Origin of the sequence: Bacillus sp. NPDC093026 (genome assembly GCF_044754665.1) — a bacterium.
In the GTDB taxonomy this organism is placed as follows: Bacteria; Bacillota; Bacilli; order Bacillales; family Bacillaceae; genus Bacillus; species Bacillus maqinnsis.
In genome coordinates this window covers 66,341-92,318 of the sequence record NZ_JBIVPN010000007.1, presented here as the reverse complement: position 1 = coordinate 92,318, position 25,978 = coordinate 66,341, and the positions used below count along the sequence as shown (strand labels likewise).

General features: G+C 40.6%; 23 protein-coding genes and 1 pseudogene. 19 read left to right on the top strand and 5 right to left on the bottom strand.

Annotated elements, in window-relative coordinates:
• Positions 1-11: 11 nt before the first annotated feature.
• Positions 12-449, bottom strand: a complete 438-nt coding sequence (locus ACIQCE_RS13980) for a MarR family winged helix-turn-helix transcriptional regulator (RefSeq protein ID WP_353853901.1) — start codon at positions 447-449, stop codon at positions 12-14.
• A gap of 266 nt (positions 450-715) precedes the next feature.
• Between ACIQCE_RS13980 and ACIQCE_RS13975 the strand changes: the two genes are divergently transcribed.
• The 4 genes from ACIQCE_RS13975 (at position 716) to ACIQCE_RS13960 (ending at position 5,122) form a co-directional block, all read left to right on the top strand.
• Positions 716-2,224 (top strand): class I adenylate-forming enzyme family protein, encoded by a 1,509-nt coding sequence (locus tag ACIQCE_RS13975; RefSeq protein WP_400495527.1) that lies wholly within the window; start codon positions 716-718, stop codon positions 2,222-2,224.
• A gap of 66 nt (positions 2,225-2,290) precedes the next feature.
• On the top strand, positions 2,291-3,673 hold the full coding sequence (locus ACIQCE_RS13970) for an amino acid permease (RefSeq protein ID WP_400495526.1): 1,383 nt from the start codon (positions 2,291-2,293) through the stop codon (positions 3,671-3,673).
• A gap of 101 nt (positions 3,674-3,774) precedes the next feature.
• Positions 3,775-4,140, top strand: a complete 366-nt coding sequence (locus tag ACIQCE_RS13965; RefSeq protein ID WP_400495525.1) for a VOC family protein — start codon at positions 3,775-3,777, stop codon at positions 4,138-4,140.
• A gap of 121 nt (positions 4,141-4,261) precedes the next feature.
• Positions 4,262-5,122, top strand: coding sequence for an alpha/beta fold hydrolase (locus ACIQCE_RS13960; protein WP_400495524.1), 861 nt, complete (start codon positions 4,262-4,264; stop codon positions 5,120-5,122).
• Between the two features lie 39 nt (positions 5,123-5,161).
• On the opposite strand, the gene ACIQCE_RS13955 is transcribed toward ACIQCE_RS13960, so the two are convergent.
• On the bottom strand, positions 5,162-6,589 hold the full coding sequence (locus ACIQCE_RS13955) for an alanine/glycine:cation symporter family protein (RefSeq protein WP_400495523.1): 1,428 nt from the start codon (positions 6,587-6,589) through the stop codon (positions 5,162-5,164).
• Positions 6,590-6,622: 33 nt separating this feature from the next.
• The gene (locus ACIQCE_RS13950; protein ID WP_400495522.1) at positions 6,623-7,603 is read right to left on the bottom strand and encodes a glutaminase; all 981 of its coding nucleotides are present in this window, start codon (positions 7,601-7,603) and stop codon (positions 6,623-6,625) included.
• Positions 7,604-8,110: 507 nt separating this feature from the next.
• Between ACIQCE_RS13950 and ACIQCE_RS13945 the strand changes: the two genes are divergently transcribed.
• The 4 genes from ACIQCE_RS13945 (at position 8,111) to ACIQCE_RS13930 (ending at position 12,727) form a co-directional block, all read left to right on the top strand.
• Positions 8,111-9,397: an ATP-binding protein gene (locus ACIQCE_RS13945; protein WP_400495521.1), complete on the top strand. Its 1,287-nt coding sequence runs from the start codon at positions 8,111-8,113 to the stop codon at positions 9,395-9,397.
• Between the two features lie 4 nt (positions 9,398-9,401).
• Complete coding sequence (locus ACIQCE_RS13940) at positions 9,402-10,340, top strand: response regulator (RefSeq protein ID WP_400495520.1); 939 nt, start codon at positions 9,402-9,404, stop codon at positions 10,338-10,340.
• 190 nt (positions 10,341-10,530) lie between these two features.
• Complete coding sequence (locus ACIQCE_RS13935; protein ID WP_400495519.1) at positions 10,531-11,619, top strand: SEC-C metal-binding domain-containing protein; 1,089 nt, start codon at positions 10,531-10,533, stop codon at positions 11,617-11,619.
• A 178-nt stretch (positions 11,620-11,797) separates the two neighbouring features.
• Positions 11,798-12,727, top strand: a complete 930-nt coding sequence (locus ACIQCE_RS13930) for an aldo/keto reductase (RefSeq protein ID WP_400495518.1) — start codon at positions 11,798-11,800, stop codon at positions 12,725-12,727.
• A 247-nt stretch (positions 12,728-12,974) separates the two neighbouring features.
• Here the strand turns inward: ACIQCE_RS13930 and ACIQCE_RS13925 are convergent, their stop codons facing one another.
• Positions 12,975-14,033: a DUF5105 domain-containing protein gene (locus ACIQCE_RS13925; RefSeq protein WP_400495517.1), complete on the bottom strand. Its 1,059-nt coding sequence runs from the start codon at positions 14,031-14,033 to the stop codon at positions 12,975-12,977.
• A 394-nt stretch (positions 14,034-14,427) separates the two neighbouring features.
• On the opposite strand from ACIQCE_RS13925, the gene ACIQCE_RS13920 reads away from it, so the two are divergent.
• Both ACIQCE_RS13920 and ACIQCE_RS13915 read left to right on the top strand, forming a co-directional pair.
• Entirely contained in the window at positions 14,428-14,856 is a 429-nt protein-coding gene (locus ACIQCE_RS13920; protein ID WP_400495516.1) for a cell wall hydrolase, read from the top strand.
• A 116-nt stretch (positions 14,857-14,972) separates the two neighbouring features.
• Positions 14,973-15,311: pseudogene (locus tag ACIQCE_RS13915) on the top strand (SDR family oxidoreductase); the annotation flags it as partial.
• Positions 15,312-15,399: 88 nt separating this feature from the next.
• On the opposite strand, the gene ACIQCE_RS13910 reads toward ACIQCE_RS13915, so the two are convergent.
• Positions 15,400-16,440 (bottom strand): acyltransferase family protein, encoded by a 1,041-nt coding sequence (locus tag ACIQCE_RS13910; RefSeq protein WP_400495515.1) that lies wholly within the window; start codon positions 16,438-16,440, stop codon positions 15,400-15,402.
• Between the two features lie 574 nt (positions 16,441-17,014).
• Between ACIQCE_RS13910 and ACIQCE_RS13905 the strand changes: the two genes are divergently transcribed.
• The 9 genes from ACIQCE_RS13905 (at position 17,015) to ACIQCE_RS13865 (ending at position 25,974) form a co-directional block, all read left to right on the top strand.
• A complete protein-coding gene (locus ACIQCE_RS13905; protein WP_353853886.1) occupies positions 17,015-17,617 on the top strand; it encodes a TerD family protein in 603 nt (200 codons plus the stop codon).
• Positions 17,618-17,636: 19 nt separating this feature from the next.
• Complete coding sequence (locus ACIQCE_RS13900) at positions 17,637-18,218, top strand: TerD family protein (RefSeq protein ID WP_400495514.1); 582 nt, start codon at positions 17,637-17,639, stop codon at positions 18,216-18,218.
• Between the two features lie 41 nt (positions 18,219-18,259).
• Positions 18,260-18,838: a TerD family protein gene (locus ACIQCE_RS13895; protein ID WP_400495513.1), complete on the top strand. Its 579-nt coding sequence runs from the start codon at positions 18,260-18,262 to the stop codon at positions 18,836-18,838.
• A 135-nt stretch (positions 18,839-18,973) separates the two neighbouring features.
• Entirely contained in the window at positions 18,974-19,753 is a 780-nt protein-coding gene (locus ACIQCE_RS13890; protein WP_400495512.1) for a TerC family protein, read from the top strand.
• A gap of 100 nt (positions 19,754-19,853) precedes the next feature.
• A complete protein-coding gene (locus ACIQCE_RS13885; RefSeq protein WP_400495511.1) occupies positions 19,854-21,041 on the top strand; it encodes an HpcH/HpaI aldolase/citrate lyase family protein in 1,188 nt (395 codons plus the stop codon).
• Positions 21,031-22,362 carry a phosphoribosyltransferase family protein gene (locus ACIQCE_RS13880; RefSeq protein WP_400495578.1) on the top strand — a complete coding sequence of 444 codons (1,332 nt, stop codon included), beginning with the start codon at positions 21,031-21,033 and terminating at the stop codon, positions 22,360-22,362. The genes ACIQCE_RS13885 and ACIQCE_RS13880 overlap by 11 nt, the downstream gene beginning before the upstream one ends.
• Positions 22,355-23,464 carry a cysteine protease StiP family protein gene (locus ACIQCE_RS13875; RefSeq protein ID WP_400495510.1) on the top strand — a complete coding sequence of 370 codons (1,110 nt, stop codon included), beginning with the start codon at positions 22,355-22,357 and terminating at the stop codon, positions 23,462-23,464. Before ACIQCE_RS13880 ends, ACIQCE_RS13875 begins: the two co-directional genes overlap by 8 nt.
• A complete protein-coding gene (locus tag ACIQCE_RS13870) occupies positions 23,461-24,276 on the top strand; it encodes an HAD family hydrolase (protein ID WP_400495509.1) in 816 nt (271 codons plus the stop codon). The genes ACIQCE_RS13875 and ACIQCE_RS13870 overlap by 4 nt, the downstream gene beginning before the upstream one ends.
• Positions 24,277-24,357: 81 nt before the next feature.
• Entirely contained in the window at positions 24,358-25,974 is a 1,617-nt protein-coding gene (locus tag ACIQCE_RS13865) for a YceG family protein (RefSeq protein WP_400495508.1), read from the top strand.
• Positions 25,975-25,978 lie beyond the last annotated feature (4 nt).

Here is a 25,978-nt window from a genome sequence, read left to right as displayed (position 1 = left end):
AAGAGGGATTCCTAAGCCTTTAATGTGCGTTCATCCATCATTTTCTCGATCAATTCAAAGAATGTTTTTTTATCTTCCTCTGATAGGTGATCAAAAAATTGATTGACGAGTAACTGACGATTGTCGATCATTTGTTTTGCAATTTGTTTACCAGATTCAGATAAAGTAATCCATACTGTACGGCGGTCATTGTTATTTCTAGAGCGAATAATTAACCCTTCATCTTCTAAGTGATTGAGAGCGGTGGTTGTAGCAGAGGGAGATAATGAAACTTCCTGCAAAATATTCTTTACAGTACATGATTGGTGACGGTAAATGATACGCAAAATAAACCCTTTCACATTCGTGACATTTTTCGGAATGTTCTTTTCATCTATTCGTTTTGTCGCCTTTAAGTATTTCGTCAGTGCATGGTCTAACAAACTTGCCTCTAGCTCGAAATGTTGCATTCTCCATACCTCTTTTCCTATTGCATTCACTTTTTCCGATCAATTACTAGGTCTATCTTATCATATTCATCATCATCATTTAAACCAAAATGGAAGTCAGTTAGAAAATTACCTATATTATCAATTAATAAAAAGAACAATTCCAAAATGAAATAATTTTACTTTCGGCAATTTTTATTTTAGAATGTGAATGATTGAGATAAAATCTACCAATCCAATTGATTGGAAATCGGTGAATGGAAATCAAACGTTTGGAGATGAAGATATTGAATACTTTACAGGCATTACTAAACGACAGAATGGAGCGCTCTTCTCATCTTGAGGCGGTAACTGGCGGAGGTGTGTCTTATACATTTGAAGAATACGCAAAACGGATCGACCAACTGGCTCATTACTTAAATCGTAAAGGGATTCGAAAAGGTGACCGTATTTGCTTTATTTGTCAAAATCACCACCACTTTTCGACGATTATGTTAGCTGTGATCAAAGCAGGTGCAGTCGCAGTGCCACTTAGCTGGCAGCTCACTTCTTTTGAGCTGGAAGGTATTTTGAAAAAAGCAGAACCGAAGGCGTTATTTTTTGATCGGGAATTTCGTGACATCATTGCCGCTGTGAATGTTTCTTTAGAAGACTGTCTCATGATTGAATCTGGCGTGAATGCAAAAACAACGAAGCTATTTGAAGATATGTTGGATACAAATGATGGGAGTCATATTGCAGAGGCGGTCTCAGAAGATGACCTTGCGATGATTTTGTTTACATCTGGTACAACTGGCAATCCAAAAGGCTGTATGGTCGGACATGGACGATTGTATCAATTCTTTACGAGACCCCGTAATAGAGGATTTGACTTAAGAGGAAAACGATATTTGGCGAGTCACCCTCTGTATCATATGAGTTCTATAAATCATCTAATTTCTGGGGCACTTGAAGGGTATACCATTGTCTTTTTAAATGACGCTACACCAAAACGCATTTTAGAAACCATTGAACAGGAACGTATTACATTCATGATGGCCTTCCCATCTGCTTATACGTATATGTTAGAAGAGATGAAACGTGGTTCGTATGATCTCTCATCCTTTGAAATTGCGATTTCTGGTGGAACGAAGGTGCCGGTACGCTTGATTAAGGACTACAATGAGGCTGGGATTCAAATGATGCATGGATACGGCAGTACAGAGGCATGGATTGTCAGTTCGTGGCATCCTGAAATGGGTGAAGATAAAATGGGATCTGCTGGTAAGGTTGATTCCGAGGTAGAAGTAAAAATTGTCCATCCTGATACGAAAGAGACAATGCCAATCGGAGAAATTGGCGAAGTTGTCATGAGAAGCCCATTTTATTTTCTTGGCTATTATCAGCAGCCAGAAGCCACTGAAAAGGTGCTGAAAGACGGCTGGTTCCATATGGGAGACGCAGGTTATTTAGATGAAGACGGCTTTCTTTATATCACAGGTAGATACAAGGATGTCATTTTGTATGGTGGAGATAATATTTATCCTGATCAAGTCGAGGAAGTCATTGATCAAATTCCAGGTGTGATTGAATCAGCGGTCATTGGTGTACCAGACGATGTATATGGTGAAGTGCCAAGTGCGTTTATCGTCAAAGATGAATCCGCCGATATTGGTGAACAAGATGTTGTGAACTATTGTCAGCAGCGTTTGGCAGATTACAAAGTACCGTCCATTCATTTCACTCAAGAATTACCGAAAAATAAGCTTGGCAAAATTATGAAGAAAGATTTACGTGAATTGGTTATGAAGTCTTAGGATTTATTCTGCTATAATAAAATATGAATGATTTTGTGGTTTTCTAACGTTTTGGAGGGAAAGGATTTGCGACATATTCTTCGTAAGAAACACATTCATGATTTGTTAGAACGGAGTAGACAACAAAAAGTAAAGAAAACGCTGGGAGGACTCGATTTAACACTCCTAGGTATCGGGGCTGTAATCGGGACGGGGGTCATGGTTTTAACCGGCATCACAGCAGCAAAGGATGCAGGACCGGCCGTCATTTTCTCCTTTGCTATTGCAGCGGTTGTGTGCAGTTTAGCAGCACTTTGCTATGCAGAGATGGCTTCGGCGATGCCTGTGTTTGGAAGTGCATACATTTATTCATATACAACGATGGGTGAGCTCGTAGGTCATCTCATGGGCTGGACCTTATTGTCCGTATATATGCTGACCGCTTCGGCTGTTGCTAGTGGCTGGTCCAGTTATTTCAATAGCTTGCTGGAGGGGTTTGGTGTATCCATCCCTCATCAATTCCTAGCGGGACCTGAACAAGGCGGGCTTATGAATCTGCCAGCGATTCTCATTGTTTTACTGATTGCGTGGATTTTATCAAGAGGAACGAAGGAAAGTAAAAAGTTCAATAATATCATGGTGTTTGTGAAACTTGGCATTATTGTTCTTTTCATTGTAGTAGGTGGCTTCTATGTGCAGCCAGATAACTGGCAGCCATTCATGCCGTTTGGCGCGGAAGGTATCATTGCGGGCGCAGCTGCTGTGTTTTTTGCCTTTTTAGGATTTGATGCGATTTCAGCTTCTGCGGAAGAAGTCAAAAATCCACAGCGGAACCTGCCAATTGGCATTATTGGGTCATTACTCATATGTACGATCATTTACATTGCCGTTTGTTTGGTCATGACAGGAATGGTGCATTATACAGAATTAAATGTGACAGAAGCGATGTCCTATGTGCTCCAAAGTGTGCATCAGCATAGCGTAGCTGGCATTATTTCTGTCGGTGCTGTCATTGGATTGATGGCTGTGATTTTCGCCAATAATTATGCGGCGACACGAATCGCATATGCGATGGGGCGTGATGGTCTCTTACCTAAAGTTTTTTCGAAAACAAGCAAGAGTGATACGCCTGTTGCAAGCATATGGATGATTGGCGGAATGACAGCTGTTATTTCAGGGTTTATTGATTTGAAAGATCTTTCAAACTTAGCGAACATTGGGGCATTGTTGACGTTTGCGATGGTGAGTTTATCTGTGCTCATTTTAAGAAAGACGCACAAACAGCTCGAAAGGGGATTCCGGGTTCCTTTTGTTCCGGTATTGCCCATTGTATCTATGGGTTGTTGCCTATTCCTTATGCTCAATTTACCAATCCGGACGTGGCTTTACTTTGGGGTTTGGTTGTTGATCGGTTTTGTCATGTATGTAGCTTATTCAAACAGACACAGTGAATTAGCGAAAACTTCATGAGAAAAAGGTGCAAATCCGTTGACGATTTGTGCCTTTTTTCTTACGATTTGGGATAAGCTATATAAGAGCATGTTGTACGGAACAAGAGGAGGATGAGTCAAATGATCAGCGTTAGTCCTTATATTGTAGTGGATGATGTCAAGGAGTCTCTTCAATATTATCAGGGGATTTTTGGTGGAGACATTCATATTTTAAATGAGCAACAAGATCGTGTGTTACATGCTGAACTGCACCTTGGTGAATCGTTGCTTCATTTCTCAGATACGTTCGGTCGCACACCAAAATCGGAGAATCTTCGTCTAATCATGCAATTTGACAATGAGGAAGAATTAAAGGCCGTATATGAAGCGCTTGAAGCGGATGGAGATGTGCTAGTGGAATTGCAGGATACGTTCTTTGGTGCACTAAACGGACAGGTACAGGATCGGAAGAATGGAATTATTTGGGTTTTGAATTATATGAAATAAAGGAAAACCTTCACCAATACCAAAGGTGGAGGTTTTTTTGTGAGAGTGTTTTTATTTTCTGAAAAATGGAAAATATGCTATGTTGGAAGAATAAAAGGACAAGGGGAAGGGTGGCAAAGGAATGGAACAAATCGAGTTTCAATATATCCAAACAAATGGTGTAACACTCCATACAGCAATCGCTGGTCCTGAGGATGGTCCGCTGCTTGTGCTGTTGCATGGATTCCCAGAGTTTTGGTACGGATGGAAACATCAAATTATTCCGCTGGCTGAGGCTGGCTTCCGTGTAGTCGTTCCAGATCAAAGAGGGTATCATCTAAGCGATAAGCCAGAAGGTATCGAATCATACGTCTTGGATAAGTTGAGAGATGATATCGTTGGTCTGATAAAGGAGCTTAGTCCAAATCAAAAAGCGATTGTCGGTGGGCATGATTGGGGCGGAACTGTGGCATGGCATTTGGTTTCCACGCGTTCTCAATATGTAGAGAAACTAATGATCGTCAATATGCCCCATCCACGTGTCATGATGAAGGTTCTCCCTTTTTATCCGCCACAATGGAAAAAGAGCTCCTATATCGCCTTCTTTCAGCTTCCACATATACCAGAGGCAGCGCTTCAGGAAAATCACTTTCAAAGGCTGGACGAGGCAATAGGTCTTAGCTCTAGACCACATTTGTTCACCAAGGAGGATGTCTCAAGCTACAAACTTGCATGGACACAGCCTGGAGCCATCACTTCGATGCTGAATTGGTATCGAGCCATAAAAAAGGGGGGCTTTGAAAAGCCGATTTCAAAACGTATTCTAGTTCCTGTTCGGATGATATGGGGAATGGAGGACAAATTTCTTAGCAGAAAGCTGGCGAAAGAAACGATCAAAATTTGTCCAAATGGACAGTTGATATTTGTCGATGATGCCTCGCATTGGATCAACCATGAAAAGCCAGACATCGTGAATCAGCTCATGCTGGAATTTTTGAAGTGAAGGAAAAAGCTCTGATCGGATGACCAGAGCTTTTTAGATTTAGCCAATTTGATTTTTTTTAATAGATGCAGGTTCGTCATCCCAGCATTCAATGTATTCATTGTGCGGAACGGCATTTTTATAAAAGATAGGGTCTTTCCCTTCTTTTTTCTGCCTCGTATAATCCTTTAATGCCGCAAAGGCGACCTTAGACAACATGGTTATCGCAATGAGATTGACAATGACCATGAAACCCATAAATAAATCGGCTAGACCCCAGACAACAGGAACTTTGGCAACGGCACCGAAGAGCACCATACCAATAACGGCAACTCGATACAAATTAAGCCAAAATTTGTTTGCTCCAAGAAATTCAATGTTCGTTTCACCGTAGTAATAGTTACCAATTAATGTACTAAAGGCGAATAAGAAAACCATAATCGCAAGGAAACCGGATGCCCAAGGTCCAATGTGATCACTTAATGCCGCCTGTGTTAATTCAATTCCTTGTAAATTGGTTGTTTGATACGCATCAGAGAACAAAACAATAAAGGCTGTACTTGTACAAATGATTAACGTATCTGTTAACACACCAAATGCTTGAATTAACCCTTGTTTGACAGGGTGGCTCGTTACAGCAGTCGCTGCTGCGTTAGGTGCACTACCCATACCGGCTTCGTTTGAGAAGAGACCACGTTTAATCCCTTGCAGTAAAGCACCGCCTAGTGTACCACCAGCAAACTGTTCAAATCCAAAGGCATGTTTCACAATGGTTCCGATAACGCCAGGGAGTTCTGTGATATTTGTTACGATGATAAAGAAGGCAATTCCGATATAAGCAATGGCAAGCACAACGACAATGTATTCAGATGCCTTTGCAATCGCATGGATTCCTTTGAAAATAATCGCTGCGAAAATGACAGCCATGATGATACCAACCATTAAACGATCAAGTCCAAATGAACTTTTGAAGGCGACTGTAATGGTGTTTGACTGAACAGCGTTAAAGACGACTCCAAATGAAATCGTAATAAGGATAGCAAATAAAATCCCCATCCAACGTTTGTTTAAACCCTTTTCCATGTAATAAGCTGGTCCACCGCGGAATCCTGAATGATCTTTCACCTTATATACCTGAGCCAGTGTACTTTCGACAAAGCTTGAGGCAGAACCGATGATGGCTACGATCCACATCCAAAAAATCGCCCCAGGTCCGCCTATAGCAATAGCGATGGCAATCCCTGTGATATTCCCTGTTCCTACACGCGCCGCCATACTGATGGCGAATGCTTGGAACGGCGAAATGCCCTCTTTTTCTTTTGTTCCTTCTTTAAGGACACGCACCATCTCTTTGATCATTCTGACTTGCAGGAAGCGTGTTTTATACGTGAAGAAAATCCCAACTCCAAGTAACAGCACAATGATAATATAAGTCCAAATAAAATCATTTGTATATGTTAAATAAGATAACAAAGCTTTTTCGTTCATAACAACACCTCTTTGAATTCATCACTGTTCTTTTTAAAAAATACTGAGATCCCACTCTTTAGCGAGTTTTTTTAGCATCATGACGCCTGTAATGCTATTTCCGCAATCGTCAATGGCCGGACCATAAATGCCGATCCCACAGCCTGTCTTAAAAGGGAATTCTCTTCTTGCGCTTGGCGGAACGCAAGCCATAATTCCTCCAGACACACCACTTTTGGCTGGAACGCCTACGAATGCAGCGAAATTACCAGACGCATTATACATGCCGCATGTCAGCATTAACGCTTTTGTCAGTCTTGCGATATCTTTTGGGATGACTTGGACTTGTTTAAAAGGGTGATAGCCATCACTTGAAATAATCAGTCCGATTAAGGCGATGTCTTCTGTTGTTACCTCAATAGAACACTGCTTTAAATAGACCTCTAATGTTTCCTCAACATCTGACTCTAAGTAGTTGGTTTCTTTTAAGTAATAGGCAAGTGCCCGATTTCGGTGGGCAGTTTCCCATTCTGATTGGTACACCTCTTCATTTACAGAAGGGTGCTGCCCTATTAAGTTTTCGATTAAATCGAAAATATATGCTAACTTTTCTGTAGAAGTCCTTCCGGGAAGAATGGAGGATACGGTAATAGCTCCAGCATTAATCATTGGATTAAAAGGCTTCCCTGGTTTGTGCATCTCAAGGCGTATGATGGAATTAAATGCATCACCAGTCGGCTCTACATCTACTCGGTCTAAGACGTATGGTACACCTCTTCCTAAACAGGCAGCTATAAAGCTGATGACTTTTGAGATACTTTGCAGGGTAAAGGGAACGTCCCAGTCACCATATCGAACGGATGATCCATCTGGTCCTATGACGCTGATACCCAGTTGAGAGGAATTGACTTTTCCGAGTGCTGGAATGTAGCCAGCATTTTGACCGTTTTTGAAATAAGGTCGTATTTCTTCTGCCCATTGATCGACAGAAGACTGACACGCGTGTTGCGTAGGATTAGAAATAGCTGTTTTCATACGATTCCTCCAATCAAAAATAAAAAAGTACACTATTGAATTGGCGGATGACAAAAAATGCGATCAAATAGGCACGAAAACATGTTACACATCTTCAATGAACTTGTCATGCGCTGCTTGTCCCACTCCTTTACACCTAAATGTATGTTCAAATAAAGGCTTTGGCGGAGAAAGGGTTTTTAGTGAAAATTCAGAAAACGCTTACATATAGTTTCACTAAAATTGTTCATTCAATTTATCTTGGAAACTACACAATCTGACGAAATTCTACAAAAAAACTTACAAATAAAAATCTGTGCGGCTTTATTGTGTTAAATAATTCCGATCATTGTAGAGGATTTTTCAAAAGTCGGATAGCTGAAAGGTCACCTTGCTTTTCCGGAGAATAGTCTTAAAAAATGATTTTGGGGATAAAACTTGGGGTGAAAATTATTTTTTTGTACATTGTGAAGAAAAGCGTCTCCTTGTATACTGTGGCTATGCAAAAGGTGAAGGGATGTCAGTCATTTGAGTATAAATCAGCTTGTTAAAAAGGACGCATTCATTTTATTTTTTATGATCGTAATTGTGCCCCTTGCAGGAGAGTTGAAATTCTATCCTGTGAACGAAACATTTCGCATCAGCTTCGGTCCACCCACATTTTTCTTTTGTTTATTACTCTTAAGGAAATCAAGACCGCTATTGCCTGGCTTCTTAACAGGAACAGCCATTGTTATTGTTCGAGTAGGGTTAGATCTTATTCAGCACAAGGCAAATGTAGTGGAATCATTTTATCAACAGTTCCCAAGCTTCTTTTTTTATCTTACTTATGCCTTCCTGTTTTATTTCATCCGTACCGGAAGTTTTAAGCAACAATCTATTTTCATTGGACTGATCGGTCTTATAATTGAATTACTTGCTGATTTTGTAGAGCTATTTGTACAATTTTTGGTGTTTGATACAACCATGACGTTATCAAAGCTGAGTGATATGGTTTTAATTGCGTTTGCTCATAGCTTTGTGGTCATCAGCTTTTTTAATATGATGAAACTCTATGAGGCACAATCAAGAGAAAAACAAATTATGAAACAGAATGAGCATATGATGATGGTCATTTCGAATTTATACGAGGAAACCGTACATTTGAAGAAGACATTAAAGCACACAGAACACATTACGCAAGAATCTTACCGGCTATACCGCATATTGAATGACCACGAAGCAGGTAAGAAAGTGAGTCAAGAGTTATTAAAGCTGGCAGGAGAAATTCATGAAGTGAAAAAGGATAATCAGCGTATTTTTGCTGGGCTTTCTAAGCTGATTTCCAAGGAAAATATGCAAGACTATATGAAAGCAGAAGAGCTTGTTCAACTTGTGATCGGCATTCAAGAGAAATATGCCCAATCCCTTGGTAAAACCATTTTATTTAAGTCCGATATTCAAGGAATTCATATGCAGGATTTTCATGTCTTTATTTTCTTATCATTGATTAATAATTTGATGTCAAATGCGGTTGAAGCGATAGAAGATAACGGAACAATCTCACTCGTCCTTAAAGGAATTGATGATAAATTAGAGATTCGGATCGAGGATGATGGACCGGGTATTCCTGAAAAGCTGAGAGAGATTGTTTTTGACCCAGGTTATACGTCAAAATTTGATGAATTTGGTACGCCGTCTACTGGGATTGGTTTATCGTATGTTAGAGAGCTGGTTCAAGAGCTTGGCGGTCAATTGTTGATCGAACAAAAAGAAACAAAAGGTACGGCTTTTAAGCTGATCCTTCCTATAAAAAATTTAATACAGAGAGGGTGAGTGTATGCGGTTTTTCATTGCAGATGATGATCGTGCGATACGCTCGATTTTAGGCCAAATCATAGAGGATGAAGATTTGGGAGAGGTAGTGGATGAAGCAGATGACGGAGATGGATTAGAAGCTCATTCATTGAACTTAAAGAAAGTAGACATCCTTCTGATTGATCTCCTGATGCCTGCTAGAGATGGAATTCAAACGGTTCGGCATATTCAACATGAATTCAAAGGCAAGGTCATCATGATCTCTCAAGTAGAGGCGAAAGAAATGATGGCAGAAGCCTATGAACTGGGAATTGAATATTACATTCATAAGCCTGTCAACCGCATTGAGATTGTCAGTGTCATTCGAAAAGTGATTGAGCGCATAAAATTGGAGAAATCAATTTTCGATATTCAAGTTTCACTTCAACGTGTGTTACCTTTACAGCCGATGATCTCTCATGAAACGGGAGCTGTAATAAAGCGAAGAACGATGAAAGAGGCTGGCGAGTTTCTCTTATCTGAATTAGGCATTGTAGGGGAGAGTGGCTCAAAGGATTTACTTGAGATTCTCACATATTTACATGAAACACAGACAGCCAATTCCCACGAAGTAAATTTCCCTCCATTAAAACAGCTTTTTATCAAGACTGCGGAAAGAAAGCTACATCACGGTGCGACCGATGTGGAGGTGATGAGGGAAGTGAAAGCAGCTGAACAGCGTATTAGACGGGCGATTCATCATTCATTGAATCATTTCGCTTCACTTGGGCTAACAGATTTCTCGAATCCTAAGTTTGAACATTATGCTTCGAAGTTTTTTGATTTTACCGATGTCAGCCAAAGAATGAAAGAGATGCAAAAAACATCTTCACATGCCGGATCGACTGGCAGAGTAAATACGAAGAAGTTTATTCAAATCTTTTATTTTGAAGCAAAACAGCTTTTCGAAGGGATGAGCTGAAAAAATCTGTTGGAATGAATGGGGAATATAAACAAGGGATTGGTGTTTTTCCTATGATAAACTTTCATTTCAGTAAGGTTTGCTTATATTTCTGATCATTCTGATTTTTCTTATTTCTTGAAAATGAAACCCTCTTGTACAATCGTTTGTTAAAATAGTGAGGTTAGACTAGAATGTCGGAGGTTTTATTTTGGGAAAAATTAAACGAAATGCGCTCTGCCCGTGCGGAAGCGAAAAAAAATATAAACATTGCTGTGGTCAGAAATCAGGCAGGCAACAAACGTCTGAGCTTGTGTTTAAGGAAGTTGTACAAGTTCAAAAGGATTTAATGAATTATGCGTTTTCTAAGCATCAGAGAGCGATCAATCAATTCATAAATGAATTTTCTTTTCTTGCAGAAATGGATAAAGAAACGCAACAAATCTCAGTATTTCATTTGAGCGTTTGGGGCATCTTCTTCCGTCCATTAACAGAGAAAGGTGAAACGATTTTTAGTGAATTCCTTTCAAAAAGAGCAGGAGATATTACACGTCCTAAAACAAGACAAGTGGTTCAATCTTGGACGGACATGGAGCCATCTTTACTATTACTCAATGAAAAAACAGATAAATCTCTTTATTTTGAAGATATGGTAACAAATAAGAAGGTTGAAGTTGACGTGAAACCGGATCAAACTGTACTGCCTGAAAAGGGCAGTCTCGTACTTGGCTTTCCTGTTCAATTTGAAAAAAAAGCAGAGTTCTTCATTCAATATACGATGTTTGCTAAAGAGTTTACAGATACACTTCTACTTCAAATTCGCCAACTGGTCGAGGACTATGAAGTAAATGGGGGAGAGCGTACCACATTTATGAGAGAGTTATATCCTGAAGTGTTGAAGCGCATGTTTGCAAAACAAGAAGTTGAAGGGTCTGAAATCGCTCATCAAACTGAAGAAGGCACAAGATTATCAGCAGAGCGTATGGACTGGACAAGTGATGCTCAGTTTGAAACAGCGAAGCTGATTGAAGATGGGATGAAAGAACATGGTGATCAAAGCTTGATAGATGGTGCTCTAACTGTTTGGAAAGCATACTGTGATCAGAAATCACCGGTCATCCGTAAAGCAGAGTCATTTGCTGCGGGAATTGAATACTATATTCATTCGCTTACAAGTGAAGCACCACTTTCTCAAGCACAGTTGGCTAAAAAATATGGTATTAGTGCGTCAACTGTATCTAGCCGTTTTAAAGATATTGAAAAAGCGGTCAAAGAAGAGCAAGAGGCGACAGTATCATAGTCATTAAAGAAGACGCGTCAACCGTATTTTAAGTTCCGCACCTTTTTATTTTCATATAAGCGTCTTTGATGTTCTATTCGTTCACCTACAGATTGGTTTTGAGAGAGCGGGAAACTTGAATTTTAAAATGGGTTCATGGGAAAATAAGGATGATGAACCAGACAAGGGAGATGAGGTTTTGAAAAAGGTAACGCTTGGAAGAACTGATTTACAGGTCAATCCGATAGGACTTGGAACGAATGCAGTAGGCGGACATAATTTATTCCCGAACCTTAGTGAAGAGGCTGGACGCGAGCTTGTGGAAACGGCTCTTGATCAAGGTGTCAATTTCTTAGATTCTGCCTTTATTTATGGGTTTGGCCGTTCGGAGGAACTGATTGGTGAAATCATTGCTAAAAGAGGGAATCGTCATGAACTTGTCCTTGCAACAAAAGGGGCTCATAAAGAAGTAAACGGGCAAATCGAACTCGATAATAGTCGTGACTTCTTAAGACAACAAGTAGAAAATAGTCTCAAACGACTGCAAACGGATTATATTGATTTGTACTATATGCATTTCCCAGATGGAAAAACACCACTTGATGAAGTGGCAGGTACTTTAAAGGAATTAAAGGATGAAGGGAAAATCAGGGCAATTGGTGCATCTAATCTAGATTTTGAACAGCTTCAAATTTTCAACCGAGACGGATACTTAGATGTACTCCAATCAGAGTATTCCTTGTTAAAGCGTCAGGCAGAGCAGGATCTTCTCCCATACTGCGTTGAACACGGCATTTCATTTATACCTTATTTTCCATTGGCATCAGGCTTATTGACAGGCAAATTCACTAAAGATGCTACATTTGATGATATTCGAGCGAAGGACCCACTTTTCCAAGGCGAAGCTTTTGTACAAAACCTTGAAAAAGTAGACAAGCTGAAGGCGATTGCTCAAAAGAAACAAGCAGAAGCGGCGCACGTTGCGCTGGCTTGGCTCTTAACAAGGGATGGCATTGATGCCATAATTCCTGGTGCAAAACGGGCAGAGCAGGTTCTACAAAACCTCAAAACAAATGAAGTTCAATTGACTGAAGAAGAAATAAAGCAAATTGATCAAATCTTTTCTTAAAACGAAAAAATAAAGTGCGCTGCTGCACCTTATTTCAGCTTGTAGACAAATCCTCGCATTTGTTGTCAGATATCGAGCACTGGTGCGCAAGATGTTTCATTCGCTCCGCACAAGTAGCACGTAGCACAGGTTTTCCTAGACTTTAAACATTTTAATTCACGCTGAAAAGAAAACAAAAGGGGTAAAATAAATATCATTTTACCCCTTTGCCAACAATCTGTGACCCCCGAGATCGGTGGCTTTTTTATTAGTTCTTGATGAATTTTTCGACTAAACTGCTTGTTTTGTAATCGTTCAAGTCAAGTTTCCATTGGTCAATATCATTTTTCTTCATGTTGACTTCTACAGTTTCTTCAGAAGATGATGGTCCTAATTTTTTAAACTCATCTGGATAGATAGAGAGTAGATATTTTTGTGCATCATCGTAAGACGCTGAACGATTTTTGCTGTAGAATTCAGTTGCTTTCTCTTTCAAACGATCGACAAGTGGGCTTGCATCAATTGGTGTCACTGTAACAGATACCACTGCTTTATCACCACTGATTGATTTTGTTTTTGTCGATACTTTAGATTTTTCAGCTAACGTTTCTTTGACAGCCTTTAATAGCTTATCAAGGTTTTCGTCTTTAGCTGAGCTTGATGAGATACCAGAAGAAGAGATATAGCCTTGTTTGAATGACTTATCAAACTCGTTCACTACGGTTGATTTGTTATCACCAGTTAATTTTTCGAAATCGTCGTTTTTCTTACCAAAGATCATGACATCAATATAAGAAGAAAGAGCTTTTGCAGATGCTTGAAGCGTATCTGCTTTTTTCATTAAGTCTTTTCCTTTAATATCGAATTCTAGTGTTTTGTCGTCTTTTTTCGATTCAGAAGCAGGCTCTGTGTACACAAGCTGATAATCTTTGTTTTTATCAACGACGTAGAAAAGACCACCTTTTGATACTTTTCCAGCATTTAGCGAGCTAGTAGATAATACTTCATTGTAGTCATCTGGAGAGATTGTAGAGACTTGTGCATCATCTTGATAAAGCGTGAAGTTGCTTTTGTCGACATTCAGAGGTTCTTTGCTGATGTTTTTTACAGATACATTCACTTTCAGTACATATTGGTCATCTTGTACAGATGTATCGTACTGAGGTGGTAATGTATATTCAGCACTTTCCACCTTGACCTCTGCTGCATCAAGAGATTTCTTCGTATCGTTTTCTTTAGCGGCTGTTTTATCTTTTCCACTACAAGCTACAGCGACAACAGTCAAACACAAAATCAGGAGAAACAGGGATAATTTCTTTTTAAACATGAATTCATTTCCTCCTCGGGTTCATGGTGAATTTCATTGGGAAATCTTAGCTTATATCGACCTTTTTGCACAAAAAGATAAATACTGTTTGTTTTTTAACTGTAGAATGAAGCGAAAGTACTGTCAATATCTCAGTGTGTTTTAAGAACTAATAGAATTCTATTGGTAAAATTGGCGTTATTTGAAAAGTGAATCTCGTCTTTTAATATTTGTTGGTTTTCCGCATAGACCTCGTGTTGTTGAAATGTGAGACTCTTGTCCTGTATGAAATTCTCCATCATTGTTTTTTTAAGACAGGCTATCGACAGACATAGCGTCTTTTCATGTCAAAATGGCAGTCATCTACACAAAATCGCTACATAAAATAAAAGGGAAATGAGATGGAGGTGGATGTATGGCAGTGGTAAGAGCGACAAGCTCTGATATTGATTTATTGGCTAGACTGCTGAGGGCGGAAGCAGAGGGTGAAGGAAAACGAGGGATGCTGCTCGTAGGGAATGTGGGCATCAACCGTTTGCGTGCCAACTGCTCTGACTTTAAAGGGCTGCGTACGATTCCACAAATGATTTATCAGGAGCATGCGTTTGAAGCGGTCACACATGGGTATTTTTATCAACGGGCACGAGAAAGTGAAAAGACACTTGCAAGAAGGAATATTAATGGAGAGCGATTTTGGCCAGCGAAATTTAGCCTTTGGTATTTCAGACCGCCTGGTGATTGTCCGTCTACATGGTACAATCAGCCGTTTGTTGCAAGGTATAAGTCGCATTGTTTTTATCAACCAACAGCAGAAACGTGTGAAAATGTATATAACACCTTTTAGCATGATCATCAGCACAATCCTTTCAAGAAAGTAGGGGATTGTGTTTTTCCTTTTTTCAAAATGGGTAACCATTGTGTACCAACAAAGAAGCAGGCACGTGATTGGAGGAAACCAAGATGTATCAAGATTTAAAAGGAATTGGACAGGCAGTAGCAATTCGATTTGGACAAGAACAAATGAATGTGGTGGTGAACGATAAAGGTGATGAAGATGGTACAAAAAAAGACTGTCCAAGCCATTCAGCAGCACGGGGTCCAAGGTACATGCGGATGTTTCCAAAAAGGAAGGAATTCGAGCGTTAATGGATGCGGCGCTAGAGCATTTCAAAACAGTGGATGAGTTTTTGAATAATTCATTTAATGGAGAAGAAGCCCCATGAGATGACACTAGATCAATGGCAAAAAGTCATGGATGTCAATGTAACTAGGGCATTTCTAGTTTCAAGTGAAGCTGTGTACATCACGGGTACAGCATGATTTGTCGGTGGAGGGATGACACTTTATCTATCACAAATCAATGATTAAAAAGAAGACATCCGTCAGATTAGCTGGCGGATGTTTTTTGTTCGTAGTGATGTGTTGTTTTGGTCGTTTTGCCGAGCAACATTGGATATTTGCTCAGAAAGGAGATGCATGGAACCATGAGAAGCAAGGTGCCAATGGTATAAAAGAGTGTCCATGAGAACTGCGTTGTGTCAGAAATATCGACACCAAGTCCGTAATAAACAAATGCTTTCATTATATCAATTCCGGCAAACTGTAATACGAGAATCACAATGGAATTTCGTCCGAGATACGTCAAAATAGATGATGTTTTGAATTTGAAGCTCAAATAAATAACAGCGGCTGAGCCAAGCAGTGCACAAACATAAAAGATCAGAATATCGCCAAATTCATTGACTCGCATATCAACCCGTAAATTAAAATGTTGCACGTACCCGATGAGAACAAATAGCCCTGTACACAGAAGAAGGGTTGGGTCTGTTTTTAATTCTACAAACCATTTCTTCGCCAAAAATCCAATTGAATAAAACACGACAGCAGTCAAGGCTACATTGGCATTCCAAGGAAGACTTTGGTGTAAAAATAAGGTAGACGCATATCCAGTTATTCCGCAAAGAACGGTGAGTGAGATCAAAGTGGCAGGCTTTCCTTTCGTCAGACGATGCATAAAGAAAAAGAGAATCTCTACTAAAAAGAGTGTTGTTAAAAACCAGATGGCAGGGTTATGAGTCAGCCTTGCTTCATCTGCATTGGAAATAAAGATACCTGTAAATGGAACAAAAGGGTCAATATCTGTTTGCCCTTTGAATGCGAAAAAGCGTGTCACTAAGAACCAGAAGACATACGTAATAATGGAGAAATAGAGATAGGGCAAGAGCAGGCTTTTTGCTTTCTTCTGAATAAAGGGACCAGCAGGACGTGATGCTGATTGAAACATCATACCTGATAATATAAAGAACAGCGGCATATGAAAGGAATAAATGAATTGCTTTAACGAGTCAGGGATGGGTACATGTGCCATGACCACGAGCAATATCCCTATTCCTTTGGCTGCATCTACCCAGTCGAGTCTCTTCTTCATTGGCATATCGTCTCCTTCCTTCTAGTTGTCATGAACAGTTCATTGAATACTTACCTTTACTATATAAAAGGTACACCTTCAATGCGTTTACAGTTCCCTAACGATTGGAAGAAACATTTGCGTTCAGATGACAGACGAAAGGGATTTTGACATCTTCATGTTACATTTCCCATTTTTTATGACAATGTAAAAAAAGAAGCCATGCTGGCTGAAACACTGGGCTATGAGCGTTGACCTCAAATTCAAGTAGATAACATCAACTTTTTATATCAACATATCAAGTATTGCTTTCATTCACTCGATCAACAAGAGGCTGTCTATCGGCGTATTTCGACAATGTTTCACATGAAACACTTCGTTTATGACATGAACCGTGAATGGCAAGCTTTTCCTTGAAAAAATGTTATGTTCTTGAAACCTTGAATGATCATAGATCGTATATACTAGTAAATAGAAAAAGAGTAAGAGGTCCCATAGTCATTTCATGAATTTTGTCGAATATTCATGTATGATAATTTTAATAGGGTCCATCGCTAAATAAATAGATTTTTATTATGGTGGAGGAGTGAGTGATTTGGCAATTTCATTAGAAAAAGGTCAGCGCATTGATTTAACAAAAGGGAAAGCAGGACTATCCAATATTCTTGTTGGACTTGGCTGGGACCCAGTATCACAAGGCGGCGGTTTTTTAGGAAAGCTGTTTGGTGGGGGCGGGGGAGCTGATATTGATTGTGACGCTTCAGTGTTGATGCTGAAAAACGATCGTTTTACTGAAAATAAAGATTTGATCTACTTCGGCAACTTGAAAAGCAGATGTGGCAGTGTAGAGCATACGGGTGACAATCTAACCGGAGAAGGAGACGGAGATGATGAACAAATTCTCGTCGACTTAAACAAGGTCCCAGACAATGTGAATAAATTGGTATTTGTCGTAAACATTTATGATGCGATAAGAAGAAACCAGCATTTCGGTATGATTCAAAATGCTTATATCCGAGTGGTCGATCGATCAAACAATCAAGAATTACTTAAATATAACTTAAAAGATGAATACGCAGGTAAAACATCATTAATCGTTGGAGAAATTTATCGTCACGAGAATGATTGGAAGTTTGCTGCTGTTGGAAAGGGCACGAACGATGCGAAACTAGCAGATGTTACGAGAAACTACATTTAATCAGAAGGGAGAGGTTCCTGTGGGAATTTCTTTAGCGAAAGGTCAAAAAATTGATTTAACCAAAACAAATCCAGGTTTAACAAAGGTTGTTGTAGGTCTTGGTTGGGACGTGAACAAGTATGACGGCGGGCATGACTTTGATCTAGATGCAAGTGTCTTCCTTTTAGATGCAGCGGGCAAAGCAAGTTCTCCATCTGATTTTATCTTTTATAACCAAACAACTGGCGGCGGCGGTAGTGTCGTACATACAGGCGATAATCGTACTGGCGCTGGAGACGGTGATGACGAGCAAGTAAATGTAGATCTTTCATCTGTACCAGCGAGTATCGAAAAGATTTCTTTTGTCATTACGATTCATGATGCAGAAGCACGCAGTCAAAATTTCGGACAAGTTTCGAACGCATACGTTCGTATTTTAAATGCGGAATCGAATGAAGAGCTCATTCGCTATGATTTGGCAGAGGATTTCTCAATTGAGACAGCCATTATTGCTGGTGAATTATATCGTCATGGTGGTGAATGGAAATTCTCGGCGATCGGGTCAGGCTACCAAGGCGGTCTTGCTCGAATTGCAACGGATTACGGCTTAGATATCGGGTAAGGATTGATTCAAATAAGTTAATAGACAGGAGTGAAACGGTTATGGCGATTCAGCTTTCAAAAGGGCAACGTGTTGATTTAACCAAAACCAACCCAGGGCTGACCAAAGTGATGATCGGACTCGGTTGGGACACGAATCAATATTCAGGCGGATCCGAATTTGACTTGGACGCTTCAGCTTTTTTAGTGGATGCAAACAATCGCTGTCAGCAAGAAACAGATTTTGTTTTTTATAATAACCTTCAGCATCCGAGCGGTGGCGTCACACATACAGGTGATAACCGGACAGGAGAAGGAGATGGAGATGACGAGCAAATTCTCGTTGATTTCTCCAAAATTCCTGCTAACATTGATCGTATCGGAATTACAGTCACGATTCATGATGCAGAGGCGCGAAGCCAAAACTTTGGACAAGTCTCTAATGCGTTTGTTCGTGTTGTAAATGAAGAGAGCGGGGAAGAATTGATTCGCTTCGATTTAGGTGAAGACTTTTCAATTGAAACGGCTGTGGTTGTGTGTGAATTGTACCGCCATGGCAGTGATTGGAAGTTCAATGCGATCGGGAGCGGATTCTCTGGCGGACTTGCGGCTCTTTGTCAAAATTATGGGTTAGAAGTGTAAACAAGAGAAATAGATTCAGAGGCGCTGCCAATGACTCATAGAAGGACTTTCCCAAAGTGAGAAAGTAACAGCGATCAAGAATAACAGCAGGCGAAAGCCTGCTGATGCTTCTACACTTTATAGGAGGAAAACCATTTGGATATTTTGAAACATATGCTTGACACATATGCCTCTTTCTTTGATTGGCATATGTGGGTAGAGGTATTAACAGACCCTGTATCATGGGGGTTAATTGGAACACTTGTCGTGCTTGAAGGATTATTATCAGCTGATAACGCACTTGTTCTAGCTGTTATGGTGAAGCATTTACCAGAAAAGCAGCGCAAAAAGGCATTAACTTACGGATTAATTGGTGCTTATTTTTTCCGTTTTCTATTCATTGGCGTAGGGATGCTACTCATCAAGTTTGCTTGGGTTAAAATCCTAGGCGCTGCCTACTTAGCATGGCTTGTGATTAAGCACTTCTGGTTAGGTGACGGAGATGATGAAGCAAAGGAATTGAAGAAAGAAGGATGGCTGATTCGCGTCTTTGGTGTCTTTTGGGCAACAGTTATTTCTGTTGAAATTATGGACCTTGCGTTCTCAGTCGACAGTATCCTTGCTGCATTCGCTGTATCTGAGGAAGTCTGGATTCTTCTGTTAGGCGGTATGCTTGGTATTCTCATGATGCGTACAGTGGCGCAGTTGTTCCTTGTTCTCATTGACCGTGTGCCGGAGCTTGAGAATACAGCTTTTATTCTCATTGGAATTATCGCAGCAAAAATGGCATTAAGCGTTGCTCATATTGAGATTCCGCATCTATTATTCTTTGCAATTATTATTCTTGCATTTATCGGAACGTTCATTGTTCATAAAATCAATAAGAAAAAGCATCAAGATGTGACGAGCGAAGCGGCAGCTTCAAAAGAAGAATAGCATGACCAAAAAGGAATGGAGTTGAATAGCGGCTCCATCCTTTTTTGAATCTTCAAGTCATTTGATAGATGATCTCTGAACAACAGGAGGAGGGCACTGCATGCGATACTTTCGTTTTTTATCAGAAGCGAGACAGCACGACATCTTTTTGAAACGACCAGCGGCGATTCATCCATTATCGCCAAGGCGTGTACTTGCGCATGCACTAGGTGCTACTTTGTATATGCCTGCGACGAGACAAGATTTAGCAGATATGCTGCTTTCGCAGAAATATGAAGCGCTTTGCTCTGTTGTGTTTTGTTTGGAGGATGCGATTGGCGATCAAGAGGTGGAAACGGCGGAACGGAACTTGGTGGTACAATTGACACGTCTCGCACAGGAGTTGACCCATTCTCCTGATACGGCTGATCAATTGCCGCTCTTATTTATACGGGTTCGTTCACCGAAGCAGATACTGAAAATGGCGGATATGCTCGGTCCATCGCTTCATTTGCTGACGGGTTTTGTGTTCCCGAAGTGTTCTGTGCATAATGCAGTGCAGTATTTGGACAATTTGCAATTGGCAGCGGTACAAACGAATACGAGACTCTATGGTATGCCCATTCTTGAAACACCAGATTTATTAGAAAAAGAGACGAGATTTCCGGTGCTGTCAAAATTAAAGCAAATCATGCTGAATCACGAGGAGCATATTTTGAATATTCGCATTGGTGCAACAGATCTTTGCGGGTTGTACGGCATTCGCCGAAATCACCAGACCACGATATATGAGATCAAGATTATTGCTGATTTGATTACAGATATCATGAATTATTTCGGTCGTTCTTTTGTGGTGTCCGGTGCTGTATGGGAATACTTTGAAGTGGCACGAAAGGACACAAAACCATACTTACGTGCACTGCCTAAGGGCAGTGAATTTTATCCATCAGAATTCAATTATTTACATGGTTTGCTCAAGGAGACCAAATTAGATGTCGCAAATGGCATTCATGGAAAAACAGTCATTCATCCAACACATCTCAAGCCTGTTCAAAGTATGTATGTTGTGACAAAGGAAGAGTATTTGGATGCAGTAAGCATTTTGGAACATGCAGATGGATCAGCGGGTGTGATGAAGAGCGTATTCTCCAACAAGATGAATGAAACGAAGCCGCATTACAGATGGGCAGAGCACATATTGATCAAGTCAAACATTTACGGGGTGTTTCATGAAAATAGAAGCTACATCGACATACTCACCGAAGCAGACGCCGCATACACTGAAAATCTTGGAACATATGGAGGTTGACCTTTATCTGCAACAAGGAGACATTCAATTGGCAAAGGAGCATCTTTTTGACATGGCGGCAAGGGTGAACAAAAAACGGGCCTTTTTATTTGTCAGTAAGGTGCTCGGTAAGCATATTCCCGTCCATCCGGTGAAACCGCTCATTGTTTCAGGTCTTTTGGCAATGGCCTATGTCAAAGAACAAACTGGCGAGACACCGCTGATTCAAGACTCTTTGGTTGAAGCTTTAAAGACGGATGATCATGCTAACCTTACAGAGACATATGATGCTCTTAAAAAGGAGAAGCTTTCTTCGGGTGAACGTCCGATTGTAATTGGTTTTGCTGAAACAGCGACAGCACTTGGTCATGGTGTTTTTGACGTACTTGAAGGAGCATCGTACATTCATACAACACGTGAACGCCTGTTTCATCTTGACCCAACATTAGTGTTTGAAGAAGAGCATTCGCATGCAACAGATCAGCTTTGTTATGCAGAGGAAGAACTTCTGCAAACAAATCGACCCATTATTTTAGTAGATGATGAAGTCACGACAGGTCGTACGAATATCAACATCATTCGTGATCTTCATGCGAAGTTTCCAAGAAACACATATACCATTCTCTCCATTTTGGATTGGCGTACAGAGGAGCATGAAGCAGCATTGCATCAGCTTCAGGAAGAGCTTGGTATTCACATCACATCATTGTCTTTATTAAAGGGGCAAATGGTCTTTCGGGGCAAAACATTAGATGAGCCTATTTACTCGTATGAGGTCCATGAGCATGAGGAGAGGCCTAATCTTTCTTTTCATTCACTTTGTTCTTTCTTTCAAAGTGTTCCGTATTCACCTCGTGATGTAACAGATACTACAGGTCATGCGCCATATATTTATGAAACCGGTCGATTTGGGCTGAACACAGAGGATTCCGTAGTCATAGATAAGGCGGTTTACCAAGCCGGATTGAAACTAAAGCAAGAGCGCAAGGGCAAACAAACGCTATGTTTAGGTACTGGTGAACTCATGTATGTGCCGATGAGAGTGGCTGCACATATGGGAGAAGGAGTTCTCTTTCATTCTACAACCAGAAGTCCGATTCATCCGGTACCAAGTGAAGGGTATGCTGTGAAGAATGGTTTTACGTTTGCGAGCCCAGAGGATGATCGTATTCAGCATTATGTGTACAACATACCACGAGATGTATATGATGATGTGTTTGTATTTTTTGAGAAAAAGGTCTCTCATGATGCGCTGCTTCCACTTGTTCACCTATTTGCAGAGCGGAAGGTGAAGCATGTGCATATTGTGACTTTATCAGATGGGGTGAAGGTGAATGGCTAATGTGTATACAAAGATGGGAAGTTATCCAGAGCAGGATGTGACCTTTTTACTCAAGGACTTATCATCTATTGATATGGAGAAAAGCACAGAAGAGCGTGAGCGTTCGATTCAAAGTGGTACGCACTATTCTGAAATGTTGCCAATTGAGTATAAGCCGACGGCATCTTACATGACCTTATTCTATCAATCTCTTGAAGAAAGTAAGCATAAAGTGGCTGAAGCAGTGGCGGTTGTGGCAGAACAAATCGTAAAAAAGCGAGGCTTCCAAACGGTGCTTTGTAGCTTGGCGCGGGCTGGGACACCGATCGGGGTACTCATCAAACGATATATTCGAAAGACATATGGTCTCGATCTGCCTCATTACAGTATCTCTATTATTCGAGACCGAGGAATAGATGAGAATGCATTGCATTATATGCTCAAAGAACATCCGGGCTTTGAGATTGCCTTTATTGATGGCTGGACTGGTAAAGGCGCTATTTCCAAAGAGCTTCAAAAAGCTGTGATTGATTTTGAACAAAAATATGGCATTCGTCTGTCGAGTGAGCTTGCTGTGTTGGCTGACCCAGGCTATTGTACGAATGTATACGGAACAAGAGAAGATTTCCTCATTCCGAGCGCTTGTTTAAATTCGACTGTTTCTGGTCTTGTCAGTCGAACAGTATTAAACAACCGCTGGATGAAGGACGATGATTTTCATGGGGCAAAATATTATCAAGAGTTATTAGATGAGGATGTATCCAATCTGTATGTAGATACGATTGAAGACGCATTTTCTAGCATTGGATCAAATGTACAAAAGAAGGCGGAGGCAATTCTCACGCAAGGTGAACCCGCTGACTGGCGGGGGATGACGTCCATTGAAGCGATTGGTCAGGAGTTTCATATTGAAAATACGCATTTGATTAAGCCAGGTGTTGGTGAGACAACCCGTGTGTTGCTCAGAAGAATCCCTTGGAAAATCCTGATTCAGCCAGGAGCTCACGATCAACTGAAGCATATTTTGCTTTTGGCAGAAGACAGAGGCGTACCAGTGATCGAATATGCCAATATGTCTTACACTTGCTGCGGGTTAATTCGCCCTATGGAGCAATCGTCATGACGAGGATTGCGTTTGCGAGTGATTTAGACCGAACACTGATTTATTCACAGCGAATGATTCAGCAGTATCCTTATGAAGGAGCGTATGAATTAGTAGAATTGCTTGATGAACGTCCGTTATCCTACATGTCTGTTGAAACGAAAAAGTCCTTAAAGGCGATCCATCAAGCAGGTTGTTTCATGCCAGTGACAACTAGAACGACCGCACAGTATGAACGAATTACTTGTTTTCAAGAAGAGCTCAAGCCGGAGTATGCGGTCACGATGAATGGAGGTTGCATCCTTCATCACGGCAAGCCGCTTGAAGATTGGCAGGCCATTGTGGATGAGAGGTTAAGGCTGTGTATGCCGGTGAGAGAGATGCTGCGGGCGATTTCCGCTCTGTCGATTTCATTTTGGGTCAAGCGTACTCGAACGGCAGAGGGAAGGTTTCTTTATTTGATCATGAAAGATGAGTATATTACTCAAATTCCGCTTGCTGAATTGAGGATATGGGGCGAGGAAAGAGGCTGGCAAGTTTCGCTTCAGGGCCGGAAGCTTTATTTTATTCCACAGCCGCTCAATAAATGGGCTGCTGTTGCTTTTCTAAAGGAAAGGCTTCAGCTTGAACATGTATTTGGCGCGGGTGACTCTTTGTTAGATGCTGAGCTCATTCGTCAGGCTGATACTGGATTTGTGCCAAGACATGGGGAAGTCCTAGATTTTGACCAGTCGCTTGAGCCGACATTGGCTTCTGGGATGGCTGCAGCGGATGAGATAGCCGTATGTGTGGCTGAGCAGATGGTAACAGTAAAAAAGCCTACGATTCATTAGCAGAAATAGAAGGCTGAATGATATGATAGAAGTAGCTTTTATGATGCAGAACGAAAAATATAGGAGAAAGGAAGGGGCGGCATGAGCTATAAAGAGATCAATGTCTTCCATATACGGGCGGATCAGGAAGCTTGGAAAAATCTAATCAAAAAGCCGCTACCTGAACGAGACGGCTTTGTAAAGGACGAGCATACCTTATCATTGCCGCATCTCGCCGCCCGCGTACTTGGAACTCCACATGATGCAACCGATTACTTTATTTATTTACATGAATTATATGAAACAGACGGCATCCATATTTTAAGTGAAGCGCTTGATCGTCGTATTGAGCAGGAGCATTTTCAAGCACTTCAGCGCATTCATTTGATTAATCAAGAAGAAAAGGGATTGTCTGTCAGCCGCTTTGTGGCTTTTCTAGACGGGGAGAAGCTGATTGTGCGCCATCCTAATCCTGTAATGAATCGGCATATCCGCCTTTCCCTCATCAAGGTTTTTGAGCATTTTAAACATCAGCATGAGGGCGGGTTTCAGCATCCTGACTTTCGCAGAGTCTTATTGGATGTGGTGAAGTTTTCAAATAATCATCTAGGGAAATGGCTAAAGGAAGTGAACATAGAAGAAAAGATGCCGGTTGTCATTTGGTATGGAGAGGCGAATAAAAGTCAGCTTTATTTTCTCTATTATTTAATGCTGATTGGCTGTGATGTTGTGCTGTTTCATCCAGAAGGCAAGGATCCATTTCAAGAATTAGATCCAGAGGAAAAGCTGACTTTTATTGATCAGTACCCAGGTACTTCAAAGCTCGAACCTTTTCCTATAGAAAAGCCCGAGAGAAAATCGACGGTGGCGTACCGCTCTACAAGAGAGCTTGAAGAGGTTCTCCACACGGAGGATTCCATGTTGTATAAGCCATGGCAATTTAGAGATCATACACCTTATTCCATTACATTAAAGACTACGTATGACGAGCTATTTTTAATTGCCAAGGAACGTTCCTTTATCCGCCCTAATTTCAAAGCGGATCGGGAATCCATACAGATTCCAAATCTCTTTGCGAAAATGATGGGGGTTACGAGGGACAAGCGTGAATATTGGGATCGTATCCACACATTAATGGAGTGGAAGGAGACAAAGACAATCCGTCATTTTCCTTTCACAAAAGAGGTAACGTCGAATTATCAATTTCATTATCAGCATGCGCTATCTTCTGCTGGAGAGATTGATCCTGAATTATTAATAAGAAGTAATGTCTGGCAGTTTTCTCACTTATATGAAGGCACACAACGCGCAATCGCTGAGGCGATTTCTCGAATATGTAAACATCCGAAGCTTTTACGAGAAGGAAATGAAACCGTATTAGATGTTCAAATTTATCTTTTTAAGCAAATCTTGCATGTAAGCCAAGATATCATTGAACTCATTCAAACATTTGATTATGCACAAACCGTTCCGAAGGTGATTTTATACCATACCGAATATAATGGAGAGCTGACTCGTTCTGATGCGGCTACATTGATCTTTCTAAATGAAATGGGTGTAGATCTTTTTGTGTATCATCCAGCGGGATATCAGTGTATCGAACGTTTTATAGATGACCAATTATTTGATACTCATTGGCTAGATGAAATGGTCATGAATCAGGAGTTTAAGGAGCCGTCCATCGTCAGAAAATTATTTCAATCCATTAAAAACCGATAAGGAG

Coding starts and splice junctions, on each gene's coding strand:
- ACIQCE_RS13880 (WP_400495578.1), top strand. CDS start 21,031: ATGGAGGTTGACCTTTATCTGCAACAAGGAGACATTCAATTGGCAAAG.
- ACIQCE_RS13950 (WP_400495522.1), bottom strand. CDS start 7,603: ATGAAAACAGCTATTTCTAATCCTACGCAACACGCGTGTCAGTCTTCT.
- ACIQCE_RS13875 (WP_400495510.1), top strand. CDS start 22,355: ATGGCTAATGTGTATACAAAGATGGGAAGTTATCCAGAGCAGGATGTG.
- ACIQCE_RS13925 (WP_400495517.1), bottom strand. CDS start 14,033: ATGTTTAAAAAGAAATTATCCCTGTTTCTCCTGATTTTGTGTTTGACT.
- ACIQCE_RS13895 (WP_400495513.1), top strand. CDS start 18,260: ATGGCGATTCAGCTTTCAAAAGGGCAACGTGTTGATTTAACCAAAACC.
- ACIQCE_RS13885 (WP_400495511.1), top strand. CDS start 19,854: ATGCGATACTTTCGTTTTTTATCAGAAGCGAGACAGCACGACATCTTT.
- ACIQCE_RS13940 (WP_400495520.1), top strand. CDS start 9,402: ATGCGGTTTTTCATTGCAGATGATGATCGTGCGATACGCTCGATTTTA.
- ACIQCE_RS13980 (WP_353853901.1), bottom strand. CDS start 449: ATGCAACATTTCGAGCTAGAGGCAAGTTTGTTAGACCATGCACTGACG.
- ACIQCE_RS13865 (WP_400495508.1), top strand. CDS start 24,358: ATGAGCTATAAAGAGATCAATGTCTTCCATATACGGGCGGATCAGGAA.
- ACIQCE_RS13965 (WP_400495525.1), top strand. CDS start 3,775: ATGATCAGCGTTAGTCCTTATATTGTAGTGGATGATGTCAAGGAGTCT.
- ACIQCE_RS13910 (WP_400495515.1), bottom strand. CDS start 16,440: ATGAAGAAGAGACTCGACTGGGTAGATGCAGCCAAAGGAATAGGGATA.
- ACIQCE_RS13920 (WP_400495516.1), top strand. CDS start 14,428: ATGGCAGTGGTAAGAGCGACAAGCTCTGATATTGATTTATTGGCTAGA.
- ACIQCE_RS13960 (WP_400495524.1), top strand. CDS start 4,262: ATGGAACAAATCGAGTTTCAATATATCCAAACAAATGGTGTAACACTC.
- ACIQCE_RS13870 (WP_400495509.1), top strand. CDS start 23,461: ATGACGAGGATTGCGTTTGCGAGTGATTTAGACCGAACACTGATTTAT.
- ACIQCE_RS13955 (WP_400495523.1), bottom strand. CDS start 6,589: ATGAACGAAAAAGCTTTGTTATCTTATTTAACATATACAAATGATTTT.